This is a genomic window from Halorubrum lacusprofundi ATCC 49239 (genome assembly GCF_000022205.1).
Taxonomy (GTDB): domain Archaea; phylum Halobacteriota; class Halobacteria; order Halobacteriales; family Haloferacaceae; genus Halorubrum; species Halorubrum lacusprofundi.
Window position 1 is genome coordinate 2,097,320 of the sequence record NC_012029.1, and the last position, 22,351, is coordinate 2,119,670.

Below are 22,351 nucleotides of genomic sequence, written 5' to 3' on the forward strand. Positions count from 1 at the left end.
CCCTCGGCGGCGCTGGCCGTTAGTTAATAACTAGAGAACATAAATTGTATTAGCAAATATTATACGACGGCATATCGAACCAACGGTAATGACTGAACGAGTCGCAGCCACACCGGGGCTGTACCCGCTTCCGGACTGGGCGAAGGAGACGCTCTCCGACCTGAAGGGTCACCAGAAGGGTGACCTGCTGAGCGGCGACGAGAGCGAGGCGATCGTCAAGGAGTACGACGAGGTGCGCACCGAGTACGTCAACGACCAGCTCGACGCCGGCCTCGACCGCGTGGTCGAGGGACAGGGGCGTTGGGACGACATGATCGCGCATCCGCTGACGGTGCACGACAGCGTCGAGACCGGCGGGATCGTCCGGTACTACGACAACAACAACTTCTACCGCGACCCACGGGTCGTCGACGACCTCGACTTCTCGGGCGACGTGGCGCGCGAGCTGGAGCGGGCCACCGACCTGATCGACGGTGAGGCACCTCTCGCGGCGACGCTTCCCGGCCCGTATTCGCTCGCCGACCTCGCGACCGACGAGCACTACGGCGACGAGGCCGCGTTCCAGGCCGCCATCGCCGAGTTCCTCGCCGGCGAGGTCGAGGCGTTTCCCGCCCACGAGACGCTGTTCCTCCTCGAACCGTCGCTGGTGACGAACCCGCCCGCCGAGGGCGAGGAGTCGACCGCGACCGACGCGATCGCAACGGTCGCCGACGCGACCGACGCCGACGTGGTCGTCCAGACCTCCTACGGCGCGCTCGACGAGAAGCTGTACGCCCACCTCGTCGACGAGGCGAGCGCGGACGCGCTCGGGCTCGATCTGGTCGCCGGCGACCGCGACGACACGGTGTACAACGTTCAGGAGTTCGGCGCCACCGACTCACTCGCGCTCGGGCTCGTCGACGGGCAGAACACGCTCGTTGAGGAGCCGGAGACGATCGCGGAGCGCGTCGAGTGGTTCGAGTCGCAGATCCCCGCTGAAGGGTTCGACCGGACCTACCTGACGCCGAACACCGAGCTGTTCTACCTGCCGGCCAACAAGTACCGCGCGAAGCTGAACACGCTGGCCGCCGCCGCGGAGGTGCTCGAATAATGGTCCGAAACCCGTCTGCCAACCGCGAACAGTTCCGCCCGCACGACCACCCGAACGACGCGTTCCTCCTGACGACCGTCGTCGGCTCGTACCCGAAGCCGAAGTGGCTCAACCGGGCCGACGAGCTCGTCGACGACCCCGACTCGAAGTTCGATGTGTCGGACCTCGAAGAGGCCCACGACGACGCCTGTCGACTGATCACCCACGAACACGAGCGCGCCGGGCTCGACACGGTGGTCGACGGCGAGATGCGCCGCAACGAGATGGTCGAGTTCTTCGCCGACCGCATCGACGGCTACGAGTTCAACGGCCCCGTGAAGGTGTGGGGTCACAACTACTTCGACAAGCCCTCGGTCGTCGAGGAGGTCGAGTACGACGAGCCGTGGCTCGTCGACGAGTTCGAGTTCACCTCGTCGGTCGCCGAGCATCCCGTCAAGGTCCCGATCACGGGGCCCTACACGCTCGGGTTCTGGGCGTTCAACGAGGCGTACCCCTCCACCGAGGAACTCGTGTACGATCTGGCCGACCTCGTCAACGAGGAGGTCGAGAAGCTCGTCGAGGCTGGCGCGCGCTACATCCAGATCGACGAGCCCGCGTTGGCGACGACGCCGGAGGACCACGCCATCGTCGGCGAGGCCCTCGAACGCATCGTCTCGGGCATCGACGAGGAGGTCCGGATCGGCCTCCACGTCTGTTACGGCGACTACTCGCGGATCTACCCCGAGATCAACGACTACCCGATCGACGAGTTCGACGTGGAGCTGTGTAACGGCGACTTCGAGCAGATTCCCACGTTCACCGACCCCGAGTTCGAGCCCGACCTCGCGCTCGGCGTCGTCGACGCCCACACGGCGGAGATCGAGTCAGTCGAGGAGATCAAAGCGAACATCCGGCAGGGCCTGCGCGTCGTCCCGCCGGAGAAGCTCACGATCTCGCCCGACTGCGGGCTGAAGCTGCTCCCGCGAGAGATCGCGTACGGGAAGACCGAGAACATGGTCACCGCGGCCCGCGAGGTCGAAGCCGAGATCGATTCCGGCGAGATCGACGTCGAGAACCCGCTCGACGACTGAATCGGCGCTGTTGACGTTTTATTTCGCTCCCGATAATTCTGAACCAGCCGTTAGGCTCCGACTGCGTATTGACCGCTCAAAATCCTACCAAGTCCAGTAGATGTTCTAAGCGGCGTGCAAGATACAACGCACGTATCTTGCATAGAATCATCTCCCGACTTGATCGGAGTGGATCGATCACCGTCCTCCTCACATAGCGCTTTATGACCAGTCTCGGAAAACGGTGTTTTACACGATATTATGTCTGAAAAGTAGAATCTCAAGAGATCCATCTGGACGCAACTGTTATTACCTTGTTGATAGATAATGACACACAATGGCTCAGATATTCAAATCACCGGCAGCGTACGTACAGGGCCGGGATGTTGCCGAGGAGATAGGATCGCACGCTGAGGAATTGGGCGAGGAGGCGGTGCTTATCGCCGACGAAATCGTCCTCGATATTCTTGAAGACCGTGTACTGACGAGTCTCGAAGACGCAGGACTGGGTACGATGTCGGTGGAGTTCAACGGCGAGGCGTCCGAGACGGAAATTGACCGAATCACCAGTCTGGCGGAAGAGCAAGGGATTGACCTCGTCATCGGTGCGGGCGGAGGCAAGGCACTTGACACTGCAAAAGCCGTCCGAACGAACATAGACGAATCGATGGTTTCGATGCCGACAGTCGCCTCGACTGACGCCCCAACAAGTGCGCTCTCGGTCATCTATAGCGAACACGGTGAGTTCCAAGAGTACCGGTTCTATGAGGACCATCCAGATCTCGTACTAGTGGATACAGCAATTATTGCGGACGCACCAACCCGCTTCTTCCGGTCAGGGATCGCTGACGGCCTCGCAACGTGGTTCGAAGCCGACGCAGCTAACCAGTCAGACGGCGACAACGTCGTCGGCGGGAAACCCACACGGGCTGGCCACCATCTGGCACGCCTTTGTTACGACACATTGTGCGACCACGGACTCGCCGCTGTCGATGCGGTCGAACGGGGCGCTGTCACCGAGAGCGTTGAAGCCGTCACCGAGGCGAATACGCTTCTCAGCGGACTGGGGTTCGAGAGTGGTGGCCTCGCAGCGGCCCACTCGATACACAACGGATTGACGCAGCTGGAGGCGACACACGATGCGACCCACGGAGAAAAGGTCAATATCGGGACGATATCACAGCTCGCGTTGGAAGGCCGTGACGATGCGTTCATTGAGGAGTACGTTGAGTTCTCGCTGGATCTTGGGCTTCCGGTCACGCTCTCGGATATCGGTCTCGACGACCCGTCGCACAACGACCTCACCGTCGTCGCTGAGGCAGCCTGTGACGAAGAAGAGACAATCCACAACCAGCCGTTTGCAGTCTCCTCATCGATGGTCCGCGACGCGCTGTTAACTGCTGACGAACTCTCCCGACGGGTCCGCGAGAACCGCTAATTCTCCGCAGCGTTCCGTGCGTTCGAACGAAGCTGTGGAGGTCTCGGATGCCATCGCGGTGCGGGGCTTTGTGAGTGGTCTCCGCGACAGCAACATTCTTGTACCGATCAACCTGAATTAATTCGTATCTCACTGGATCAGGAATCGGAGACGTTCCTGCGGCTGATTCAAGGAGTAACCGGAGCAAATAATGCAGTTCCTGTGCTGACTACACACTCTATATCTTGCACGCTGCTTCTGACAAAAGTCAGGTGTGTTCTGATTTTCCGTTGCTACGTCACTCGTGTGTACTGAGCGATCGAGGCGTCGAGAACGATCAACCGAATCGACGCAGAGCCACCAAGTCGACGGCACCATTTATAAGCATACGCCGCACCCACCTCCGGCATGGATATCGGGCTCACCGTCGGCGACGACCTCGACCGGCTCGCGGCGTCGCCGAAGCGGTTCGACTTCTGCGAGCTCGGGGTCGGCGAGCCGACGCTCGTGCCGGGCGATATCGACCCGGAACGTCTCGACGACGCGCTCGCCGGCCGCGATCTGCTCGTCCACCTCCCGTACAGCCAGCGGCTGGCCAGCTACGTCCCCGAGGTCAACGACGCCATCGTCGACTACCAGCGCCGACTCTTGGAGGCCGCCGGCGAGTTGGGCGCGGAAAAGGCCGTCCTCCACGCGACCTCCGCCGACCGCGACGACACCGAGTTCCGCGAGGTCGCCGCCGAGCAGCTCCGGCGGGTCGCCGACGCCGGCCGCGACGCGGGCGTCGAGGTCGTCGTCGAGAACGTCGGCCACCAGCACGCGGGGCTCCAGCTGTCCGTCCTCGGCGATATCGCTCGGGAGACCGACACCCGGATCTGCTTCGACCTCGGCCACGCGTATATGGAAGGCGACAACAAGGCGATCAAACGGTTCCTCCGGAGCCACGGGGGCCGGATCTCACACCTCCACTGTCACGACGCCCGCCGCCGGGGTGACACCCACCTTCCCGTGGGAGCCGGCGAGGTCGACTACGGCCACGTGGAGTCCGAACTCGGCGATTTCGACGGGACGGTCGCCCTTGAGGTGTTCACCGACGACGAGACGCTCCTCCTCGACTCGGCCCGACGGATCGCGGAGCGGCTCGGCGTCGACTTTTAAATAGCGAAACCGATTCCTTCTCGTCTTTAAAAATAGAGCGACGGTCGTCAGACCGAGTCGCGGTCGTCGTCGTCTCCGTCGGCCGGTTCGTCATCTCTCTCGTTCCCAGCAGAACTGCCGTTATCGGCCGAGTCGTGGTCAGCGTCAGTCGTTTCGCCTCCGGCGTCAGCCGCCGCGCCTTCGGTGTCTACCGTCTCGTCTCCCGCGTCGGCCGCTGTATCCGCCTCGCGGTCGTCGATCTGGCGCTTGATCGACTCCAGTTCCGACTCAACGTCGACCTCCGGTGCGGGGTCGTCGTCCGAGTCGTCCGCCTCCCCGTTCCCGTCGTTTTCGCCCTCACGGTCCGCGTCCGGGTCGGTCACGTCGATCCGGACGCCGCGGTCGTCGCGGTCGCCGTTTACCTCGTTGGTTGTCCGGGTCTCATCCCGCCCGTCGGTCCGATCACGTCGTCCGCGCCGGGCCGCGTCGGCCTCGCGGCGCCCCTCGTCTATCCGCGCTTCGATCTCCGCCGTGAGGTCGCGCGCATCTCCGATAATTGACCGAGAGGCGGCTTCCTCCGGGAGGTCGGCCTCAGAGAGCGCCGTCCGGAGCTCCGAGAGCGACCGCGACAGCCCGGCGCTCGCGCCGTCCCGCACGTCGCCGAGGCGGTCGGTCGCTGCTCCCGTCTCGTCGAGGCTCCGCCCGGGGTCGGCAAGCCGGAGCGTCCCCTGCACCAGTTCGAGCGACTTGATCGTCGTTTCGAGGAGCGCGATCACCGTCGGAATGGTGTACTGCTCGGTGAACCGAACGAGTTCGGAGAGCCGGGGTGGTCGAGGCGGACCACGGCGGTCCCGCTCGGTTTCGCGGAGATCGCGGCGGAGTTCGCTCAACACGTCCTCAAGCTCGTCGAGCCGCTCCTCGAGGTCGTCGTCGCGTCGGTCGTCGCGGGAACTCATGCCGCGTCGTAGGCGGTCCGCGGATAAAAAGCCCGGCCGGTGCTTTTGGCTGCGGGATCAGAACCCCTCGCGAAGGTGCGTCGTCCGCGGCGGGAACACCGCGCGAAGATCGTCGGCGAGCGCGGAACCGACTGCGAGCCCGTCGCTCCGGACCGCCTCGTCGACCGACGTGTAGCCGACGTACAGCTGCGAGAGAGTACCGATGTCGATCGCGGCGTCCGCGGCCTCGGCCCCATCGACTTCTGACTTGTCGACCTCGCCGTCCACCGTCGGCTCGACCGCCACCGTCCCGTCAGCGACGGCGACCCGGAACGTCTCGTCGTTCCAGTCGACGAGCGGGTCGGAAACCGAAAGCGAGAACGCGGTCTCGATCTCCGGATCGGGGTCGAGCGCTTCGAGCGCGGTGGCGGCATCGACGAGCCGGACCATCGGCCCGGTTCGGATCTCGCAGTCGACGGCGCGGGGGTCCTCAACGAGGTCGAGTAAGGGTGCGTCCGGCGGCGCTTGGATCCGGACCTCGGCGACCTGCGAGTCGTGGTTGCGGACAAAGCGCAGCAGCTGGAACCACGCCTCGTCGTCAGCGGCGGCGACGTCGGTGACGCGCATCACCGTTTCGTCCGCGTCGTCCGCGTCGTCGTCGAAGCTGTACGCGCAGATCCCGCGGAGGTCCCCGTCGCGCTCCCAGCCGTAGACGAACGGGTCGGTCTTCCATCCTTGGAGAGCGCGCTCGCGCCACCACTCCTCGGTCCAGTCCATCGTCAGGTCGTAGCGGTCGGCCATCGCCGCTATCACCGGCTTCACGGCCGCGTAGTCGTCCTCGTCGAGCGGCCGGAAGCTCCCGGCGTCGTCGCCCGCGGTCGCGATCAGGTCGTCGACGAACCCGAGCTGATCGGGGGGCGCGGTGAGGTAGCGATAGCGGCTCGCGGTCGCCCAGCCGTAGCTGGCGTAGAAGGGGTATTCGAAGGGCCACAGCGTCGAGACGAAGACGCCCCGGTCGCGGTACTCCGTCAGCGACTCCCGGAGCATGCGGCCGACGTTCCCCTGCCGGCGATGTTCCGGCGGGGACGCGACCGCGGAGAGCCCGGCGACCTCGCGGTCGGCGCCGCGGATCCGCAGCGAGAAAGAGTGGTGCGCGCAGACCGCGACCGGGTCGTCGTCAGTGTCGAACAGGCCCCGCGTGTCGGCGATGGTGTCGTGGTCGTCGGCCTCCTCGGGGTCGTACGGGCCCTCGGCAGGAGAGAACGCGTAGCGCATGAACGCGTCGAACTCATCGCTGCGTTCGTCGGGGAAGGGTCGGTACTCCATACGCGGTCGGCTCCCGGGAGCGAAATAAATCTTCCCGGAGCGTGCGAGGCGGTCGCAGTCGAACCGGCCTGATCCGAGCGCGTCGCCTTCGCCGGCACCGTGTCAGTCGAACTGACCGCGCCGGTACTGCACCGGCCACGCAACGTCGGCGCCGAGTTCGTGGGCGGCCTCAAGCGGCCAGTACGGGTGTCGGAGCATCTCGCGGCCAAGCGCGACGAGGTCGGCCCGCTCGTTTCGGACGAGGGCGTCGGCGTGGGTTGGCTCCGTGATCCCGCCAACTGCGGCGACGGGCACGTCGGTCCCCTCCCGAATCGCCTCGGCGTACGGCACCTGATAGCCCGGCCCTGCCCCCGGAAGCTGCTGATCCGGGTGGATCCCGCCCCCGGAGACGTCGATCAGGTCGGCGCCGGCCTCGGCGAGCAGGGGGGCCAGCCGCACGGAGTCGTCCACGTCCCACGAGTCGCGGTCGGGGAGCCAGTCGGTCGCGGAGATGCGGACGAAGACGGGCTGATCGTCGGGCCAGACCTCGCGAACGGCCTCAACGACCTCCCGGAGGAGGCGGGTGCGGTTCTCGAAGCTCCCGCCGTACGCGTCGTCGCGGTCGTTGGTGACCGGCGAGAGGAACTGGTGGAGCAGGTAGCCGTGGGCCGCGTGGACCTCCGCGACCTCGAAGCCAACGTCACGCGAGCGCTCCGCGGCGGCCGTGAACGCGTCGATCACGTCGTCGATACCCTCACCGTCCAATCGGCGGGTCGACGCCAGTTCGCCGTCGTCCGCGTCCGAGTTCGGGTCGGGGTCCGGGTACGGCGCGTCGGTCGCGGAAACCGTCTCCCAGCCCCGCTCGCGGTCCGCAGGAATCGGGTCGCCGCCCTCGGCCGGGGGTTGGTGCGAGGCCTTCCGACCGGCGTGGGCGAGCTGAATCCCGGGCGTCGCACCCTGCGACTTGACGAACTCGACGATCGGTTCGATCGCTTCGGCGTGCTCGTCGGACCAGATCCCCAGGCAGTCCGGCGTAATGCGGCCGCGCGGCTCGACGGCGGTCGCCTCGGTCATCACGACCCCGGCCCCGCCGGCGGCGCGGGAGCCGAGATGGACACGGTGCCAGTCGTTCGCGAACCCGTCGTCCGCGGAGTACTGGCACATCGGCGACAACATTACGCGGTTGCGGAACTCGGTGTCGCGGAGCGTGAACGGCGTGAAAAGCGAATCCGGCATCGTCTCGGCTGACGGCCGCCACGGGCTAATGGGATCCGATTCCCCGCACGCATCGCCGCCGCCGGAAGGCAGGGAACCGGATCCCGCGAGAGTTTAGGTCGACCGAAATCTATAACCCCACACACCCCTGACGAACCGGTAATGACCGCTGGGGACCGGATCGAACGCGAGATTGAGGAATCGTCGGACGCACGGCCAACGGTCGCGGCGAGCCGTTGCTCGCCCGACCGCACCGTCTTCACCGAGGAGGGGAACACGGACGCGTGGATCGCGACCGATCTAACCGTCGAGTTGGAGCGATAGCGAGCCGTCGTTCTCGTTCGTCTATCGCCGTTCTCGACCGTTCTCTCGCTGTATCGCCGCCATCGATCAGTCGAGCCGCGCTCTCAGCGCCCGCCACAGGCGACTGATCACCCCCGATTCGCTCGACCGTTCGGGCTCCGAGAGCGCCCATCCCGCCTTCTCGGCCGCCTCGTCGATCGGCAGGTACTCGAAGCCGACGTGGGTCGCGACGCGACGGTTCGCAGTCGACGCGCCGACGAACACCGCCCGGGGAGCGCCGCTCTCCTCGTGGATGTCGCCGAGCGTCCCCCACTTGTCCCAGTTCCGGAGCGTGTAGTCGTTCTCGACACCCGTCTCGCGGACGAATCGCTCGACTGCGTCTGCGTCGTTGGCGACGATCCCGACGTGGCGGCTCCACTTCCGCGCGTTCGCGATCGCTGCCTCTGGGTCCGAGAGCCGTCGGGCGGCGCCCAACGAGAACACGAGCGTCACATCGCCGGTGCGATCGCCGGGGTCGGGGTCGTCGATATCGATACCCATCTCGGACGTCCGTTCGCGCCCGATCGGCTAAACCGTGTGGTGAGACTTATCCGCCGAGGGGGCCTTCGGTCGATGTCATGGAGTTCGAGGCCACCTTCGGCACGGACGCGCCGGTGATCGGCATGGTACATCTCCCGCCCCTCCCGGGGGCGCCGAAGGCGCCGGCCGACGGCGTGGCCGCGATGCGGGACGCGCTCGACCGCGCCGCCGCCGACGCCCGCGCACTCGACCGGGGCGGCGTCGACGGGATCATGGTCGAGAACTTCGGCGACGCACCCTTCTACCCGGACGACGCACCGAAACACGTCGTCGCGAGCGTTACCCGGGCAGCGACGGCGATCACGACCGAGACCGACCTCCCGCTCGGGATCAACGTCCTCCGCAACGACGCGGAAGCGGCCCTGTCGGTCGCCGCTGCGGTCGACGCCGACTACGTCCGGGTAAACGTCCACACCGGTGCCCGGGTCACTGACCAGGGTGTCGTGCAGGGGAAGGCCCACGAGACGCTCCGACTCCGCGACCGACTCGGGGTCGATGTCGGCGTCTTCGCCGACACCGACGTGAAACACTCCGCGCCGCTCTCTGCCGAAGGGTACACCGCGGAGTCGTTCGCCGACACCGCCGAACGCGGGCTCGCAGACGCCGTGATCGCCTCCGGACGCGGGACCGGTGAGGCGATGGATCCGGAGGCCCTCGAATCGGTCGTCGCCGACCGCGACGCGCACGGACTCGACACCCCGGTCCTGGTCGGAAGCGGCGTCCGAGAAGACACGGTCGGCGACGTGCTCGCGGTCGCCGACGGCGCGATCGTCGGCACCGCGCTCAAGGAGGGCGGCGAGACGACCGCCCCCGTCGACGCCGACCGGGTGGCGGCGCTCGTCGCGCGGGCGGACGAGGTCCGGTAAGGCGTCGGTGAGGGTAAGGTAAGGCGTCGGTGAGTGAGGTAAGGCGTCGGTGAATGAAGTAAGGCGTCGGTGAAGGTGATCCGGTGAGACGGCGTGACGACCGCCCGCGACCCGCTCAGAATCCTCGCTCCGCGAGGAACGCCTCCACGTCGTCGCGAGTCGGAAGCCCCGTCTGGGCGAACCGGGACGTGCAGTTTATCGCGGCGACCGCGGCCGCGAACCGGACGCCGTCGGCGACGCCGGCGCGCTCGCGGCGTGGGTCGTCACCACTGTCGCTCCCGGCGATCCACCGGTCGATCAGCCCCGCGACGAACGAGTCCCCGGCCCCGGTCGCGTCGACCACGTCGACGTCGAACGCGTCGAACTCGGTGACCGCGCCGTCAGCGACGACCGTCATCCCGTCGGCGCCGTGGGTCAGGACGGCGCGGGGCCAGCCGTCGCCGGTCACCGGGGACCGACCGTTCGCCTCGCGCGCCTGCTGTGCGGCCGCGACGCGGTCCACCGCCGCGTCCGGGCCGCCGAAGTACGCCGCGGCCGCCACGTCGTCGGCGACGAACAGGTCCGCGGCGTGGAGGTACCGGTGGATCGTCTCCGACTCCGTCCCGCGACCGACGAGTTCCTCGACCGAACCCGAGAGGTCGAAGACGAGTGCGGGCGGATCGGCGGCCGACTCGATGGTATCGAGCACCGCCCGCGAGACCGCGTCGGGCGTGTACCCGGTGAGGAAGACGATATCGGCCGCCGCGAGCGCCTCACGGTCCGTCTCGTTCAGCCGGAGGCGTCGGAAGCTCTCGCCCGTAGTGACGATGGTGCGCTCGCCCGCGGGATCGCTGAGGATCACCGACCGCGTCGAGGGGTCGTTCCCGACAGAGACGCGCGAGGCGTCGACCCCGGTGTCCGCGAGGTACTCGAAGGCCCGCCGACCGTACTCGTCGTCGCCGACGCGGCTCACGAGTCCGACTTCGCGTCCGAGTCGATCGAGCGCGACGCAGACGTTGGCGCCGACGCCGCCGAACGCGGTCGTCACCTCGCTCGCGAACGCGCCGCCGTCCGGCTCGGGGAGGTTGCTGACGGCGTACCACTCGTCGATCGCTGCGGCGCCGACTGCGAGGACCGGAGGAGAGTCGGTCATGGACGCGGCGAGCTTCCCCGACTGCTCACGCTACGACTCACCGTACACCGATTCATGGAGTTCCATGGCGGCCGCCTCGGCGATCGGTCCCTCGACGGTCGTGTCGCCGCCGGCCCGGCGGATCACCTCCGCGCAGGGGATCGACACCGCGTCGCCGGTGAGCCCGTCGAGCGTCTCGCCCGCGACGCCGAAGACGACCCGACCGATCCCGGCGTAGTGGATCCCGGTCGCACACATCGGGCATGGCTCCGTGCTGGCGTACATCGTACAGCGGGCGCGCTCGTCGACGTCGAGCTCGCGGCCGGCCCACCGCGCGAGCGCCAGTTCCGGGTGGGCCGCCAGATCGTCCTCGGTCAGCGTCTCGTTGTGGGCCTCGGCGACGATCTCGCCGTCGAGGACGAGCAGCGCACCGAACGGCGTGTTCCCCATCTCGACGGCTTCCTCGGCGAGTTCGATCGCCCGGTCGACGTACTTGCGATCGCTCGGAGTGGAGTCGCCCGTCGCGTCGCTGTCGTTCCGGTCGTCCCCCGGACCGTCGGCGGTCGAATCGGTCATGTCTCCGTGTTTGTCCGCGGGTACCTAACCTTTCGTCTGGCACGGAGAGTCACTTGTCGGGGTCGATGTTCTCGGCATCTGCGCTCGCGTTGTCGGCGTCCACACCGCCATTCTCGGCGTCCTCTGCTTCCGGCGCCGACCCGTTCTGTCGAACGTCCCGGAGCGCGCCGACGGCGTCGGCGAGAAAGAGCGCGTCGTCAACGTGGCCTGTTCTTTGAGCGTCCGTTTCTCGGATGAATCTAGCAATATCGTCGCCACTCGAAACCTCGTTGGAGCGTAAACGGCAGTACGCCAAACGTCTGAGAATCTACCGATTGCTGTGTTCAAACATTGTTATTCCATACCGGTAGTCGTGCCGGCTGACTAGTGTTATTAAATATGATAAAACAAACGGAGGGCTCTTGTTGTTGCCAGAATTTTCAGATGTAAGACGATGGAAAAATTATCTGCAGAAAAAAGTGATAAAAAGGTAACATCAATATCGCGCCGATCGTGGCTCAAAACACTCGGAGTCGGCGCCTCTCTAATCAGCTTAGAGTCAGGGAGTGTTGCAGCGACGTCAGGCGGATACGGTATCGGTGGATATGGTGCGAGTGAATACGGTGACTCGGATACTGGAGTAACGGTCACGACCGACGGAGCGAGCGACGTCGGCGAAACGAATGTGACGCTCAACGGGTCACTGACTGATCTGGGCGGCACCTCCTTCGTGGACGTTTACTTTGAGTATCGGCACACCAACGTTACCACTTGGAGTGCCACCGCTACGCAAACCGCCTCGTCAGCTGGTGGTTTCAGTGCCGCTATTACGGGTCTCGGAGATGGCGTTGCTTACGAATTCAGGGCCGTTGCGTTGACGAGCGATGGGAATTCGGTTACCGGGTCACCGAGTAACTTCACTACCACCGAACACTCCGTGGTCGTTTCAACGGATGGTGCGACCGCTATCGGTGAAACGACTGCGACTCTCAACGGCTCTGTGACGGACCGCGGTAACGCAAATTCAGCTGATATCTACTTTGAGTACCGCGAAGCCGGGAGTAGCAGTTGGAACGCGACAAGCACACAGACACTTACCTCAGCGGAAAGTTTCACACAGAATCTGAACAACCTAAAGAGTGGTACGGACCACGAGTTCAGAGCAGTCGCACTGGCTAGCGACGGTGACACTGATACTGGAGGCTCGGTCACATTTGTGACGGTGACCGCCGAGAGCGATCCAGCTGTCGGTACGTTCAGTATTTCAGAGGCTGGCTCGCCGAATCCACACGCAGAAATCAACGTTGACTGGGCTGTTTTCGACGTGGACGGCGACCTCAGTCTGGTCACCGTCTCAGTTGCTGATTCAACTGGGGCAACTGTGAAATCCAGCACGACGTCCGTTAGTGGTAGCAGCGTCTCAGGATCTGATTCGCTCAAAATCAAACACGGGGGCGGCGAGGTTTACGAGGTCACGCTCCGTGTAGAGGACAACGCCGGCAACGTTGTCACTGAAACGGGGTCTGTGTCATCCTGAGAAACGGGGTCAGTGTCATCCTGAGAAGACGTCCGATCACAGGGTGAAGAGCCGCGTCGGATTCATCCCGTGCCGCCGCGTGCGACGTAGCCCAGCGATTCCCTTCGAAGGTACGGATCGAGTCCACGTTATCGAACGATGGACACGAGATACTTGTAACAGTCGCGTATCGCGTGTGAGGTCCGGCGGCGACGACGCGATCTGATATCGATCGATATACCCTGGCTCTCGATCCAGCGCCGCATCTCGTCGCTCCCGGCTTCCCGCTCGATATCGACTTGCCGGAGGTGTTTGATCGGGTGTCGCAGCCAGTTGTACTCCTCGTGAGCGAACACGTCGACGTAGTCCGGCGAGTGAGCGATGAGAATGGCGTGGATCTGTCTGTCGGCCAGTAGACTCCGTTGATACGTCCAGCTGCCGTCGGGCTCCGACCCAACCGGCGGCTGGTGATACCACGCCAGCGGATCCCACTCGAAACCGTGTTCTTGGAGCGTCTCCGTGAACTCGTCCAGCGGCCGTTGGACGGTACCGACGTATTCGGTGTCGCGAAGCCGGTACTCGGGCTGCCCGAACCGCCGCGCGAATCGGGTGACCAAGGGACCGAGTCGCTGTCTCACGCGGTAGGACACGTCCGGTTGGAGAGTCTCGGTGATGGTCCGCATTCGTGATCGTTGGGTTCCCACCGGGTCAAATGTGTCGTCGCTTAGCCGAAGGAAACGGAACCGAATACCCCTTGATCGTCCATCGCGCATTTATATACCTCCCACCGTCTAATCCGGGTGTGTCCTGCGTCACTGTCAGCATCGACCCTCACGTCCACTCGGACGACAGCTACGACGGCCACGAGCCGGTGGAACTCATCTTGGAACACGCTTCGGAGATCGGACTCGATGCAGTGGTGATAACCGACCACGACGTGATCGGCGAGTCGAAGCGCGCGGCGGAGATTGCCGACGAGTACGGGCTGATCGGCATCCCCGGCGTCGAGGTGTCGACCGCGCACGGCCACCTGCTCGCGGTCGGCGTCGAACGCATGCCGCCGCGACGACGCCCCTACGACGAGACGATCGCATGGATCCACGAGCACGGCGGCGTCGCGATCGTTCCCCATCCCTTCCAGCGATCGCGCCACGGCGTCCGCGAGCGGAACATTCCCGTTCCGGAGGCGAACGAGGGGAGAAGCGAGAGGAACGCCGAGAGCGACGGTGGCAGTGCGACTGTCGAGGTTGCTGACGCGAACAGCGCAGTCCCTGAAGTCCCCGCAGTCCCCGAGGTCGACGCGATCGAGGTGTTCAACGCGTGGCTGTTCACCGGGTACCGCAACCGCCGCGCGCGACGGTTTGCGGCCAAATACGACTATCCGGGAGTCGCGGCGAGCGACGCACACCACCTGAAGTACGTCGGGCGCGCGTTCACCGAAGTCGAGATCGCGGGGCGCGAGTCGGTCGACGCGGTCACCGCCGACGACGTGCTCGACGCGATCCGAAACGGCACGACGCGGGTGGACGGCCGTCGTGCGCCGATCCGAATGGCGGCGAAACACTACGTCGGCGCGGCCGGGCGTAGGACGGGATACTACGCACGGACGGGTGCGGTGCGGAGTGTAACCGCCACGCGCCGAGGCGTCGCCGAGATCGTCTCGACTCTCCGAGTCGCCGTCTCGCAGGGCGCGCATCGCGCGGCACGCGTCCTCTCGTGGGTGACCTGACCGCCCTGACGGGCGGCGATCCGATCAGCCTGCCGAAACCGATCGACCCACCGGAGACGGATTTTTGCCCGCGGGCGTGAAACGACCGTTCATGAGCCACGACAGACGCGAGGCCGGATTCAAGCGACGGACCCGCGTCGCGGACGCGCTGGCGACGCTACTCGACGCCGCCGAGCCCCACGGCCGGACCGAGTCGGCGCCGCTCGCCGACGCGGACGGACGGGTCGTCGCCGAGCCGATCGACGCGCCGGCGCCGGTCCCGAGCTATGACCGGGCAGCGATGGACGGGTACGCGGTCCGCGCCGAGGATACGTTCGGTGCGTCCGACCGGTCACCGGCGGTGCTGCGGGCGGTCGGCACCGAAGCCGACTCGATCGCGCCGGGCGAGGCCGCGCGGGTGCACACGGGCAGCGCGGTCCCGGAAGGGGCCGACGCAGTCGTGATGATCGAGCAGGTGGAAACGGTCGCGGACGAGGTCGAGGCGTTCGACGCGGTCGCCGAGGGAGAGAACGTCGGTGAGGCGGGCGAAGACGTGGCGGACGGACAGCGCCTCTTCGAGGCCGGCCACGTCCTCCGGCCCTCCGACCTCGGCCTCCTGAAGTCGGTCGGACTCGACGCGGCCCCCGTCTACGAGCGCTCGACCATCGCCGTGATCCCGACCGGCGAGGAGCTGGTGCAGTCCGATCCCGGCCCGGGCGAGGTGATCGAGACGAACGGGCTGACGGTCTCGCGGCTGGTCGAGCGGTGGGGCGGAGAGGCCCGCTACCGCGACGTGGTCACCGACGACGAGGACGCGCTCTCGGCCGCGATCGAGGCCGACCTCGACGCCGACGTTGTCGTCACCACCGGGGGGTCCTCGGTTGGCGAGCGCGACTTGCTCCCGGAGGTCATCGATTCTATCGGGGAGGTACTTGTCCACGGCGTCGCCCTGAAGCCGGGGCATCCGGTCTGTCTCGGCGTCGTCGACGACACCCCGATCGTCTCGCTTCCCGGCTACCCGGTCGCCTGTATCGTCAACGCCGCGCAGTTCCTCCGGCCGCTCCAGAAGCACGTCGGCGGAACGACCGCGAACCCGTTCCCGACGCGGCGCGCGACGCTTACCCGAAAGGTACCGAGCGAGCCCGGCACGCGAACGTTCGCGCGGGTGTCGGTGGAGGGAACCGGCGAAGGCGGCGACGGGGACGGAGACGACTCGGCCCTCCCCGCCGCCACGCCGACCCGCGCCAGCGGTTCTGGCATTCTGTCGAGCGTCGCGCTCGCTGACGGCTGGGTCGTCGTCCCCGAACCGCGAGAGGGGCTCGACGCGGGCGAGATCGTCGACGTGGAGCTGTGGGAGGCGAGCCAATGAGCGACCGCAAGGAGTTCCGCGACCTCGCGACGCCCGAGGCCGCCCGCGAGGCGATCGACGACCTCGATCTCTCGCCGGCGCCGGAGACAGTCCCCCTAGAGGACGCCCGCGGCCGCGTCCTCGCGGAGCGGATCGACGCCGCCATCGACGTGCCGGGGTTCGACCGCGCCTCGATGGACGGGTACGCGGTCCGCGCCCGCGACACCTTCGGCGCCGACGAGGCCGATCCGGCCGACCTCGACCTCGTCGGGGCGGTCCACGCTGGCGCGGCGCCCGAGGTCACCGTCGAGCCCGGCACCTGCGCCGAGATATCCACCGGGGCCGTGATGCCGGACGGCGCTGACGCCGTGGTGATGGTCGAGCGGACGGACGAGGTCGGCGGGGATCCGGACGCCGAGGGAGGCGGCCCCGACCGAATCGCGGTCCGGACCGCGGTCGCGCCGGGCGACCACGTGATGAGCGCGGGCGCCGACATCGCCGCCGGTGCCCGCGCGCTCGGTCCCGGAACTCGCCTAACGCCCCGCGAGATCGGCCTGCTCTCGGCGCTCGGCGTCGACGAGGTGCCGGTCGCGGGGAAACCGCGGGTCGGGATCGTCTCGACCGGCGACGAGCTGGTTCGCCCCGGAGAGGCGCTCGATCCCTCGCGCGGCGAGATCTACGACGTGAACTCGACGACGATCGCGGCCGGCGTCGAGGAGGCGGGGGGCGAGCCCGTTCTCTACCCGCACGCCGGCGACGACTACACGGAGATGGAGCGGTTGCTCCGGCGGGCGGCCGACGAGTGCGACCTCGTACTCTCGTCCGGATCGACCTCGGCGAGCGCGGTCGACGTGATCTACCGCGTGATCGAGGAGCGTGGCGACCTCCTGCTTCACGGCGTCGCGGTCAAGCCCGGCAAGCCGATGCTGATCGGGCGACTCGACCGCGGCGGGAGCGAGGCAGTGGGCGAGAGCGATGCCGACGGCGACACCGACCCTCGTACCGGCGAGTCCGCCTACGTCGGCCTCCCCGGCTACCCAGTCTCTGCGCTCACGATCTTCCGGACGTTCGTCGCGCCCGCGATCCGCGAGGCGGCTGGTCAGCCCGAACCCGCGACGGCAACTATCGAAGGCCGGATGGCCGTCGGCGAGCGCTACGGCGAGGGACGCATGCGGCTGATGCCGGTCGGACTGCTCGATCTGAACGACGGCGATCTGCCCCTCGTCTACCCGGTCGACAAGGGGTCTGGCGCGACGACGAGCCTCGTCGAGGCCGACGGCGTCGTCGCGGTCGACCCGGACACCGAGTACCTCGACCGGGACGAGCGCGTCACGGTGCAGCTGTTCTCGCCCGACGTGCGTCCGCCGACCCTGCTCGGCGTCGGCGAGGACGACCCGGCGCTCAACCGCCTGCTCGACCGGCTCGACGCTCCCCGGTACCTCCCGGTCGGCTCCCGTGAGGGGCTCCGCCGACTCCGCGACGGCGTGCCCGACGTGGCGGTCGTCGCGGGCCCGACAGACCGCGACGTCGACGCCGTCGATCTCGGCGGCTGGGCTCGCGAGTGGGGGTTAGTCGTCCCCGAGGGTAACCCGGCCGGCGTGACGGGGCTTGCAGACCTCGTCGACGGCGAGATGCGCTTCGTCAACCGGCCGACCGACTCGGGGCTCCGCCGGAGCCTCGACGACGCGCTCGCCGACCTCGCGACCGATCGCGACGCGTCGCGCGGTGACCTCGCCGACCGGATCGACGGCTACGAGCTGACAGTTCGCGCGTTCGAGAGCCCGGTCAGGAAGGTGCTCGCGGGCGACGCCGACGCCGGACTCGGGCTCCGAGAGACGGCCGACCGGCTCGACTGTGGGTTCGTCTCGCTCGGCGAGCAGTCCGTCACCGTCCGCGCCGCACCCGACCGGGTCGAGCGGGACGCAGTCGAGGAACTCGCGGACGCGCTGAATGATCCGACCGACCTCCTCGCCGATCTGGCGGGCTACTCGCGGAACAGTCGGAACGACCCCTGACCGACGACGACCTCGGCGGCGTCACCGTTCGTCGAGCTGGTGACCGTCATGTCGCTGACGCCGATCGAGCCGCCGGACCTGACGATCGTCGCCTCCGCCCGGAGGTCGCCGGTCGCCGGCCGGAGGTAGTTCGCGTTGAGGTTCACCGTCGCGACCCCGCCCGAGAGTGGCTCCTCGAAGGCGGTGCGCTGGACGATTCCGCCCGCGGTGTCGACGAGCGTCGCGGCCACGCCCCCGTGAATGGTACCGCCGTCGCTGTTCGTCAGCTTGTCGTCGAACGGGATCGAGAGGACGACCCGACCGCGCTCGACGACGTCGACCGACGTGTTCAGCCACGAGAGGTAGCCGTGCTCCTCCTCGATCCGCCGCTCGACGAGTTCGACCGCCGCCGCCGACAGCGGCTCCATCGCCTCGACCTCGCTCCGGTCCATACCCCACCCTCGGCGTCGTCCCGCTTGTAGTCCTCGAAACTCGCAACAACGGCTGGGAGGTTGGGGCGGTACGGTCGGAGAGAGGCCCTCCGCCTCCCGTCCGACGGCTTATCACCGATCCCGCGCCATCCGCCCCGTGACCTGACGCGTTGCCCCGCGGCGGCCGAGGCGGGAGCCCGGCGCACCGCCGCGGCGGATCGTTCGCGCCGGCTGTCCGCCACCCGTCTCGCCAGCCGCTGGTGATCCCAAACTCACCCTACACCGAGTCGGATCGGGTCGTCGCTCGGCGCGAGCGCGAGCGAGACGGTCTCGCCGAGGTCGAACCGTCTGTCCGGACAGACGATCTTCGCCCCGAATCCGTCGTCTCTGGCCGCGAACAGCGACAGCCCCACCACCCGCTCGCCGTTCGCGAGCACGTCGATCGGGTCCCACGCGACGCCTCGCCCTCGGGCGACGCCGACGCGGGTGCCCCACAGCGACACCGCCGCCCCGTCCACGAGTTCGTCGAACGCGCCGCCGCCCGCGTAGTGCGCCAGCCCGCCGTCGAGAGGTATCCCGTCGTCGCTCGCGAGCGCCGCGAACCGCTGACCGGGGGCCGGGTGGGTCGGCGCGTCGAGGACGACGTGCGTCGGGCCGCGCTCGACGACTGCGCCGGTCCCGTCCCACTGTATCGGCTCGACCGACACGTCGACATCGACCGGGAGCGACCCGCTCGCCCGGAGCGCGTTCGCACCCGGCGCTCTGAATCCGAGGTGGACGTGGTTGTCGACCCACTGACCGAAGAAACCGGACCGCGTCAGCGGGCCGAGAGCGTCGCCGACCGCGACGCGGTCACCCGCCGAGACCTCCGGAACAACGTGGAGAATCCGCGCGATCGTTCCGGGTGCCGCGCCGGCTCGTCGGCACCAGTCCTCATCGAGCTCGACGACGATCAGGTGGTCCTCGTCGGCGGCGTACGGCCGGTCCGGACAGCCGACGGTCCGCGTTTCGCGGACGACCCCGGCGACCGGCGAGATCCCCGCCTCGCTGTCCGGGTAGAGGTCGATCGCGCAGCCGTCATCGTGCGCCGGATACGGTGAGTTAAACCGCGAGAACCGTCGGTAGCGGTCGAGCACCGACGACGAGAGCGTGACAGCCATCGAGTCGTCACGAGGAGCCCGACGTGCAAGTGGCCGTCGAAGCCGGCCATCGCGGTCGGTCTATGAGACGACCGTCAACCACCGGATCAGTCGTCAGCGGGCTCGATCCCCGAGATCACGAAGCGCGCGCCGCCGGACGCTGACTCCTCGACAGAGAGCTCCCACCCGTGCGCCTCGGCGATGTCGCCGACGATGGCGAGCCCGAGTCCGGTCCCGCCGCCGAGGGAGACGCCGCGCTCGATTACCTGCGACCGCTGATCCGGCGGGACGCCGGGACCGTCGTCGGCGACCGTGAGCGCAATATCGTCCTCTCGTCGCTCGATTTCGACCCGCACCGTCACGTCGTCGCCGGCGTGTTCGATCGCGTTGCGGAACAGGTTCGAGAGGAGCTGTTCGAGCCGGTCGCCGTCGGCCAAGGCAGACACGTCCGGCCCGTTGACCGACAGCGTCGCGTCTGCGGTTTCAAGGCGTGACCAGACCCGTCTCGCGGTCCCGTCGAGCGAGACGCGGTCGACCTCGTCGACGGACTTCCCGGCGGTCGCCAGCGACAGCAGCCCCTCGATCAGGTCGTCCATCCGCTCGTGGGCGTTCGCGGCGCGGTCGAGTGCGTCCTCGTTGTTCCGGTCGCCGTGGCGAGCGAGCTCCACTGCCGCAGTCGCCGCCGCGAGCGGATTCCGGAGGTCGTGGGAGACGACGCCGGCGAAATCCTCCAACCGCTCGTTTTGCCGCTCTAACTCGACCTCGCGGCGCTCCAGTTCGGTCTGTCGACGCTCGCGTTCGGTCACGTCACGGAGCAGGAACACGTGCCCGCGATCGGTCCCGCGGGGGTCGGTGATCGGGTCCTCTTGGATGTCGAACTGCCGCCCGCCGATCGATATCGGGTGTTCCACCCCGACCTCCAAGAGCGGGAACACGTTCGACAGCGAAGAGCCGACCGCGTCGGACGGAAGGAGTTCCTCTGCCGCTGGGTTGAGGTCACGTATCCGACCGTCAGAGCCGGCGACGATCACGGGGTCCTGCATCACCTCGACGGCCGTGTCGCGCGCGACGACGGCGGCGTCGAGCGTCCCGAGCCAGAAGACGGTCCCGTACAGGAAGACGCCGTGGACCACGAGCCCCGCCGGGAACCACGCGAGGTGCGCGTAGCTCCCTACGTCGACGACCGTGACGATGCCGCCCAGAAACGGAAACAAGGTTCCGAGCAGGATCACGAACGTCTGAAGACGGTAGCGGTTTCCCGTCCGCCGGTACAGATCGACCACGACGAGGACACCGGCGATACACAGCCCGTAGGCGTACAGTACGAACGCCACATCCGCGATCCCGAGCCCGAACGAGAGCAGCGTGAACGGCCCCTCGACGACGGCTGCCAGCGAGCGTCGCGAGAGCCCGTGGGTCCCGCTCGACCAGGCGGTCAACACCCAGACGAACGGCGGGGCCGCGAGCGCGACAGTCCGGTTCTCCGTGCGCCACCGGTCGTGGCCGGAGAACGCCAGCACGAACGCCATCCAGATGCCGGGGACCGCGGCGACGAGCGGCGTTGAGAGGTTGAGTGCGACGATCATCGCTAGTTCGCTCGCGCTCGCGACTCTAACGGCGTACAGAAGCGAGACGGCACCGCCACAGAACAGGTAAAGCGAGACCTCGGTGCCGCCCGGTTCGTCACGGTCGACCCACGCGACGCGGCCGAGCCAGACTCCGATGACCCCGGCGAGGAGGCAGGCTGCGAGGTACGCCTGCACCGGCAGTGCGCCGAGATCGCTCATCGTTACCTGACACAGTCAGAGGGCCGGCAAAACCTTTGTGTCACGCGCTCGTCGCCCTCCCGAGCGGCGAACGACGCGCGTCGGACGCGCGCCGCAAGTCGCTTGTCTGATCGCCTCCTGAAGGCGGTATGCGCGTGCTCAGAGGTCGCGACCCTCGCCCCGCAGTGGACCGCGAGCACACGGCGGCGCTGCTCGCCGACGCGAGCGACGGGACGCCGGGAGTTCGGGTGTGGACGCCGCCCCGTCAGGTCGCCTTCGGACGCCGCGATGCACGAGAGCCGGGATTCGGGCGAGCGAAGCGGCTTGCCGCCGAGCGAGGGTTCGAGCCGATCGAACGCGACGTGGGGGGGCGAGCCGTCGCGTACCCGGGCGACACGCTCGCGTTCGCACACGCGCTCCCGCTCGTCGACGGCCGGGGTTTCGAGTCGATTCCGGACCGATACGAGCGCGCGATCGAGACGGTTATCAGAGCGTTGCGGAGCCTCGGCGCGGAGGTGTCGACCGGCGAGCCGCCGGAGTCGTTCTGTCCGGGCGATCACTCAATCCGCGTCGCGGGTGGCGGCAAAGTTGCGGGGATCGCCCAGCGCGTTCGGGGGGACGCCGCGCTCGTGGCGGGCTGTCTGGTCGTCACGCGGGCGGACGCGAGTGCCGTCGCCGATGCCACCGCGGCGGTGTACGACGCGCTCGGCGTTCCATTCGACCCCGAGACGGTCGGGAGCGTCGCGGAGGCGAACGGTCCCGAGGATCCGAAACCAGTCGCTCGGGCGCTGGAAGACGCGTTTGTCGACGGGCCGTGGGGCGACGGCGAACCGAAGATCGACCGGATCGACCGCAGCGGCTGAGCAGCGATCGGTGCTCGCGACGCG

The 22,351-nt window shown here is 67.4% G+C and carries 22 protein-coding genes; 11 read left to right on the top strand and 11 right to left on the bottom strand.

Annotated features, from left to right (window positions below):
• The first annotated feature begins 88 nt into the window (after nt 1-88).
• From HLAC_RS10480 to HLAC_RS10495, 4 genes are all read left to right on the top strand, one after another.
• Entirely contained in the window at nt 89-1,090 is a 1,002-nt protein-coding gene (locus tag HLAC_RS10480; RefSeq protein ID WP_015910807.1) for a hypothetical protein, read from the top strand.
• Complete coding sequence (locus HLAC_RS10485) at nt 1,090-2,160, top strand: methionine synthase (RefSeq protein ID WP_015910808.1); 1,071 nt, start codon at nt 1,090-1,092, stop codon at nt 2,158-2,160. The genes HLAC_RS10480 and HLAC_RS10485 overlap by 1 nt, the downstream gene beginning before the upstream one ends.
• A gap of 316 nt (nt 2,161-2,476) precedes the next feature.
• A complete protein-coding gene (locus tag HLAC_RS10490; RefSeq protein ID WP_015910809.1) occupies nt 2,477-3,577 on the top strand; it encodes a glycerol dehydrogenase in 1,101 nt (366 codons plus the stop codon).
• Nucleotides 3,578-3,964: 387 nt separating this feature from the next.
• Nucleotides 3,965-4,714, top strand: coding sequence for a sugar phosphate isomerase/epimerase family protein (locus HLAC_RS10495; RefSeq protein WP_015910810.1), 750 nt, complete (start codon nt 3,965-3,967; stop codon nt 4,712-4,714).
• Nucleotides 4,715-4,761: 47 nt separating this feature from the next.
• Here HLAC_RS10495 and HLAC_RS10500 read toward each other — a convergent pair whose 3' ends face one another.
• From HLAC_RS10500 to HLAC_RS10510, 3 genes are all read right to left on the bottom strand, one after another.
• Entirely contained in the window at nt 4,762-5,649 is an 888-nt protein-coding gene (locus tag HLAC_RS10500; RefSeq protein ID WP_015910811.1) for a DUF7547 family protein, read from the bottom strand.
• Between the two features lie 57 nt (nt 5,650-5,706).
• Entirely contained in the window at nt 5,707-6,954 is a 1,248-nt protein-coding gene (locus HLAC_RS10505; protein WP_015910812.1) for a GNAT family N-acetyltransferase, read from the bottom strand.
• 102 nt (nt 6,955-7,056) lie between these two features.
• Nucleotides 7,057-8,169: an NADH:flavin oxidoreductase/NADH oxidase gene (locus HLAC_RS10510; protein WP_015910813.1), complete on the bottom strand. Its 1,113-nt coding sequence runs from the start codon at nt 8,167-8,169 to the stop codon at nt 7,057-7,059.
• 141 nt (nt 8,170-8,310) lie between these two features.
• Between HLAC_RS10510 and HLAC_RS19295 the strand changes: the two genes are divergently transcribed.
• Nucleotides 8,311-8,472, top strand: a complete 162-nt coding sequence (locus tag HLAC_RS19295) for a hypothetical protein (RefSeq protein WP_015910814.1) — start codon at nt 8,311-8,313, stop codon at nt 8,470-8,472.
• A gap of 66 nt (nt 8,473-8,538) precedes the next feature.
• Here the strand turns inward: HLAC_RS19295 and HLAC_RS10515 are convergent, their stop codons facing one another.
• Nucleotides 8,539-8,991 carry a DUF7124 domain-containing protein gene (locus HLAC_RS10515; protein WP_015910815.1) on the bottom strand — a complete coding sequence of 151 codons (453 nt, stop codon included), beginning with the start codon at nt 8,989-8,991 and terminating at the stop codon, nt 8,539-8,541.
• A gap of 77 nt (nt 8,992-9,068) precedes the next feature.
• On the opposite strand from HLAC_RS10515, the gene HLAC_RS10520 reads away from it, so the two are divergent.
• Nucleotides 9,069-9,896 (top strand): BtpA family protein, encoded by an 828-nt coding sequence (locus tag HLAC_RS10520; RefSeq protein WP_015910816.1) that lies wholly within the window; start codon nt 9,069-9,071, stop codon nt 9,894-9,896.
• A gap of 115 nt (nt 9,897-10,011) precedes the next feature.
• Here HLAC_RS10520 and HLAC_RS10525 read toward each other — a convergent pair whose 3' ends face one another.
• From HLAC_RS10525 to HLAC_RS10535, 3 genes are read right to left on the bottom strand one after another with little or no spacing between them, the layout of a single operon-like run.
• On the bottom strand, nt 10,012-11,028 hold the full coding sequence (locus HLAC_RS10525) for a carbohydrate kinase family protein (RefSeq protein ID WP_015910817.1): 1,017 nt from the start codon (nt 11,026-11,028) through the stop codon (nt 10,012-10,014).
• A gap of 30 nt (nt 11,029-11,058) precedes the next feature.
• Entirely contained in the window at nt 11,059-11,583 is a 525-nt protein-coding gene (locus HLAC_RS10530) for a nucleoside deaminase (protein WP_015910818.1), read from the bottom strand.
• Nucleotides 11,584-11,632: 49 nt separating this feature from the next.
• The gene (locus HLAC_RS10535; RefSeq protein WP_049933542.1) at nt 11,633-11,878 is read right to left on the bottom strand and encodes a hypothetical protein; all 246 of its coding nucleotides are present in this window, start codon (nt 11,876-11,878) and stop codon (nt 11,633-11,635) included.
• Between the two features lie 138 nt (nt 11,879-12,016).
• Between HLAC_RS10535 and HLAC_RS10540 the strand changes: the two genes are divergently transcribed.
• Complete coding sequence (locus tag HLAC_RS10540; RefSeq protein ID WP_015910819.1) at nt 12,017-13,099, top strand: hypothetical protein; 1,083 nt, start codon at nt 12,017-12,019, stop codon at nt 13,097-13,099.
• Between the two features lie 128 nt (nt 13,100-13,227).
• Here the strand turns inward: HLAC_RS10540 and HLAC_RS10545 are convergent, their stop codons facing one another.
• Complete coding sequence (locus tag HLAC_RS10545; protein ID WP_015910820.1) at nt 13,228-13,761, bottom strand: hypothetical protein; 534 nt, start codon at nt 13,759-13,761, stop codon at nt 13,228-13,230.
• Nucleotides 13,762-13,880: 119 nt separating this feature from the next.
• On the opposite strand from HLAC_RS10545, the gene HLAC_RS10550 reads away from it, so the two are divergent.
• The 3 genes from HLAC_RS10550 (at nt 13,881) to HLAC_RS10560 (ending at nt 18,149) form a co-directional block, all read left to right on the top strand.
• Nucleotides 13,881-14,807: a CehA/McbA family metallohydrolase gene (locus HLAC_RS10550; protein WP_015910821.1), complete on the top strand. Its 927-nt coding sequence runs from the start codon at nt 13,881-13,883 to the stop codon at nt 14,805-14,807.
• 91 nt (nt 14,808-14,898) lie between these two features.
• Nucleotides 14,899-16,155 (top strand): molybdopterin molybdotransferase MoeA, encoded by a 1,257-nt coding sequence (locus HLAC_RS10555; RefSeq protein WP_015910822.1) that lies wholly within the window; start codon nt 14,899-14,901, stop codon nt 16,153-16,155.
• The gene (locus HLAC_RS10560; RefSeq protein WP_015910823.1) at nt 16,152-18,149 is read left to right on the top strand and encodes a molybdopterin biosynthesis protein; all 1,998 of its coding nucleotides are present in this window, start codon (nt 16,152-16,154) and stop codon (nt 18,147-18,149) included. The genes HLAC_RS10555 and HLAC_RS10560 overlap by 4 nt, the downstream gene beginning before the upstream one ends.
• Here the strand turns inward: HLAC_RS10560 and HLAC_RS10565 are convergent.
• The 3 genes from HLAC_RS10565 to HLAC_RS10575 all read right to left on the bottom strand — a co-directional run bounded on the left by HLAC_RS10565 (nt 18,119) and on the right by HLAC_RS10575 (nt 21,485).
• The gene (locus HLAC_RS10565) at nt 18,119-18,580 is read right to left on the bottom strand and encodes a PaaI family thioesterase (RefSeq protein WP_015910824.1); all 462 of its coding nucleotides are present in this window, start codon (nt 18,578-18,580) and stop codon (nt 18,119-18,121) included. The two genes, HLAC_RS10560 and HLAC_RS10565, sit on opposite strands and share 31 nt — an antisense overlap.
• Before the next feature lie 251 nt (nt 18,581-18,831).
• Complete coding sequence (locus tag HLAC_RS10570) at nt 18,832-19,719, bottom strand: DUF8155 domain-containing protein (protein WP_015910825.1); 888 nt, start codon at nt 19,717-19,719, stop codon at nt 18,832-18,834.
• 86 nt (nt 19,720-19,805) lie between these two features.
• Complete coding sequence (locus HLAC_RS10575) at nt 19,806-21,485, bottom strand: sensor histidine kinase (RefSeq protein ID WP_015910826.1); 1,680 nt, start codon at nt 21,483-21,485, stop codon at nt 19,806-19,808.
• 128 nt (nt 21,486-21,613) lie between these two features.
• Here HLAC_RS10575 and HLAC_RS10580 point away from each other — a divergent pair, with 128 nt between their 5' ends.
• Nucleotides 21,614-22,327, top strand: a complete 714-nt coding sequence (locus HLAC_RS10580; protein WP_015910827.1) for a lipoate--protein ligase family protein — start codon at nt 21,614-21,616, stop codon at nt 22,325-22,327.
• The last annotated feature ends 24 nt before the right edge of the window (nt 22,328-22,351 follow it).

Bases quoted from the DNA above. Each gene is read 5' to 3' on its own strand.
- HLAC_RS10480 (WP_015910807.1), top strand. From the start codon at position 89: ATGACTGAACGAGTCGCAGCCACACCGGGGCTGTACCCGCTTCCGGAC.
- HLAC_RS10485 (WP_015910808.1), top strand. From the start codon at position 1,090: ATGGTCCGAAACCCGTCTGCCAACCGCGAACAGTTCCGCCCGCACGAC.
- HLAC_RS10490 (WP_015910809.1), top strand. From the start codon at position 2,477: ATGGCTCAGATATTCAAATCACCGGCAGCGTACGTACAGGGCCGGGAT.
- HLAC_RS10495 (WP_015910810.1), top strand. From the start codon at position 3,965: ATGGATATCGGGCTCACCGTCGGCGACGACCTCGACCGGCTCGCGGCG.
- HLAC_RS10500 (WP_015910811.1), bottom strand. From the start codon at position 5,649: ATGAGTTCCCGCGACGACCGACGCGACGACGACCTCGAGGAGCGGCTC.
- HLAC_RS10505 (WP_015910812.1), bottom strand. From the start codon at position 6,954: ATGGAGTACCGACCCTTCCCCGACGAACGCAGCGATGAGTTCGACGCG.
- HLAC_RS10510 (WP_015910813.1), bottom strand. From the start codon at position 8,169: ATGCCGGATTCGCTTTTCACGCCGTTCACGCTCCGCGACACCGAGTTC.
- HLAC_RS19295 (WP_015910814.1), top strand. From the start codon at position 8,311: ATGACCGCTGGGGACCGGATCGAACGCGAGATTGAGGAATCGTCGGAC.
- HLAC_RS10515 (WP_015910815.1), bottom strand. From the start codon at position 8,991: ATGGGTATCGATATCGACGACCCCGACCCCGGCGATCGCACCGGCGAT.
- HLAC_RS10520 (WP_015910816.1), top strand. From the start codon at position 9,069: ATGGAGTTCGAGGCCACCTTCGGCACGGACGCGCCGGTGATCGGCATG.
- HLAC_RS10525 (WP_015910817.1), bottom strand. From the start codon at position 11,028: ATGACCGACTCTCCTCCGGTCCTCGCAGTCGGCGCCGCAGCGATCGAC.
- HLAC_RS10530 (WP_015910818.1), bottom strand. From the start codon at position 11,583: ATGACCGATTCGACCGCCGACGGTCCGGGGGACGACCGGAACGACAGC.
- HLAC_RS10540 (WP_015910819.1), top strand. From the start codon at position 12,017: ATGGAAAAATTATCTGCAGAAAAAAGTGATAAAAAGGTAACATCAATA.
- HLAC_RS10545 (WP_015910820.1), bottom strand. From the start codon at position 13,761: ATGCGGACCATCACCGAGACTCTCCAACCGGACGTGTCCTACCGCGTG.
- HLAC_RS10555 (WP_015910822.1), top strand. From the start codon at position 14,899: ATGAGCCACGACAGACGCGAGGCCGGATTCAAGCGACGGACCCGCGTC.
- HLAC_RS10560 (WP_015910823.1), top strand. From the start codon at position 16,152: ATGAGCGACCGCAAGGAGTTCCGCGACCTCGCGACGCCCGAGGCCGCC.
- HLAC_RS10565 (WP_015910824.1), bottom strand. From the start codon at position 18,580: ATGGACCGGAGCGAGGTCGAGGCGATGGAGCCGCTGTCGGCGGCGGCG.
- HLAC_RS10570 (WP_015910825.1), bottom strand. From the start codon at position 19,719: ATGGCTGTCACGCTCTCGTCGTCGGTGCTCGACCGCTACCGACGGTTC.
- HLAC_RS10575 (WP_015910826.1), bottom strand. From the start codon at position 21,485: ATGAGCGATCTCGGCGCACTGCCGGTGCAGGCGTACCTCGCAGCCTGC.
- HLAC_RS10580 (WP_015910827.1), top strand. From the start codon at position 21,614: ATGCGCGTGCTCAGAGGTCGCGACCCTCGCCCCGCAGTGGACCGCGAG.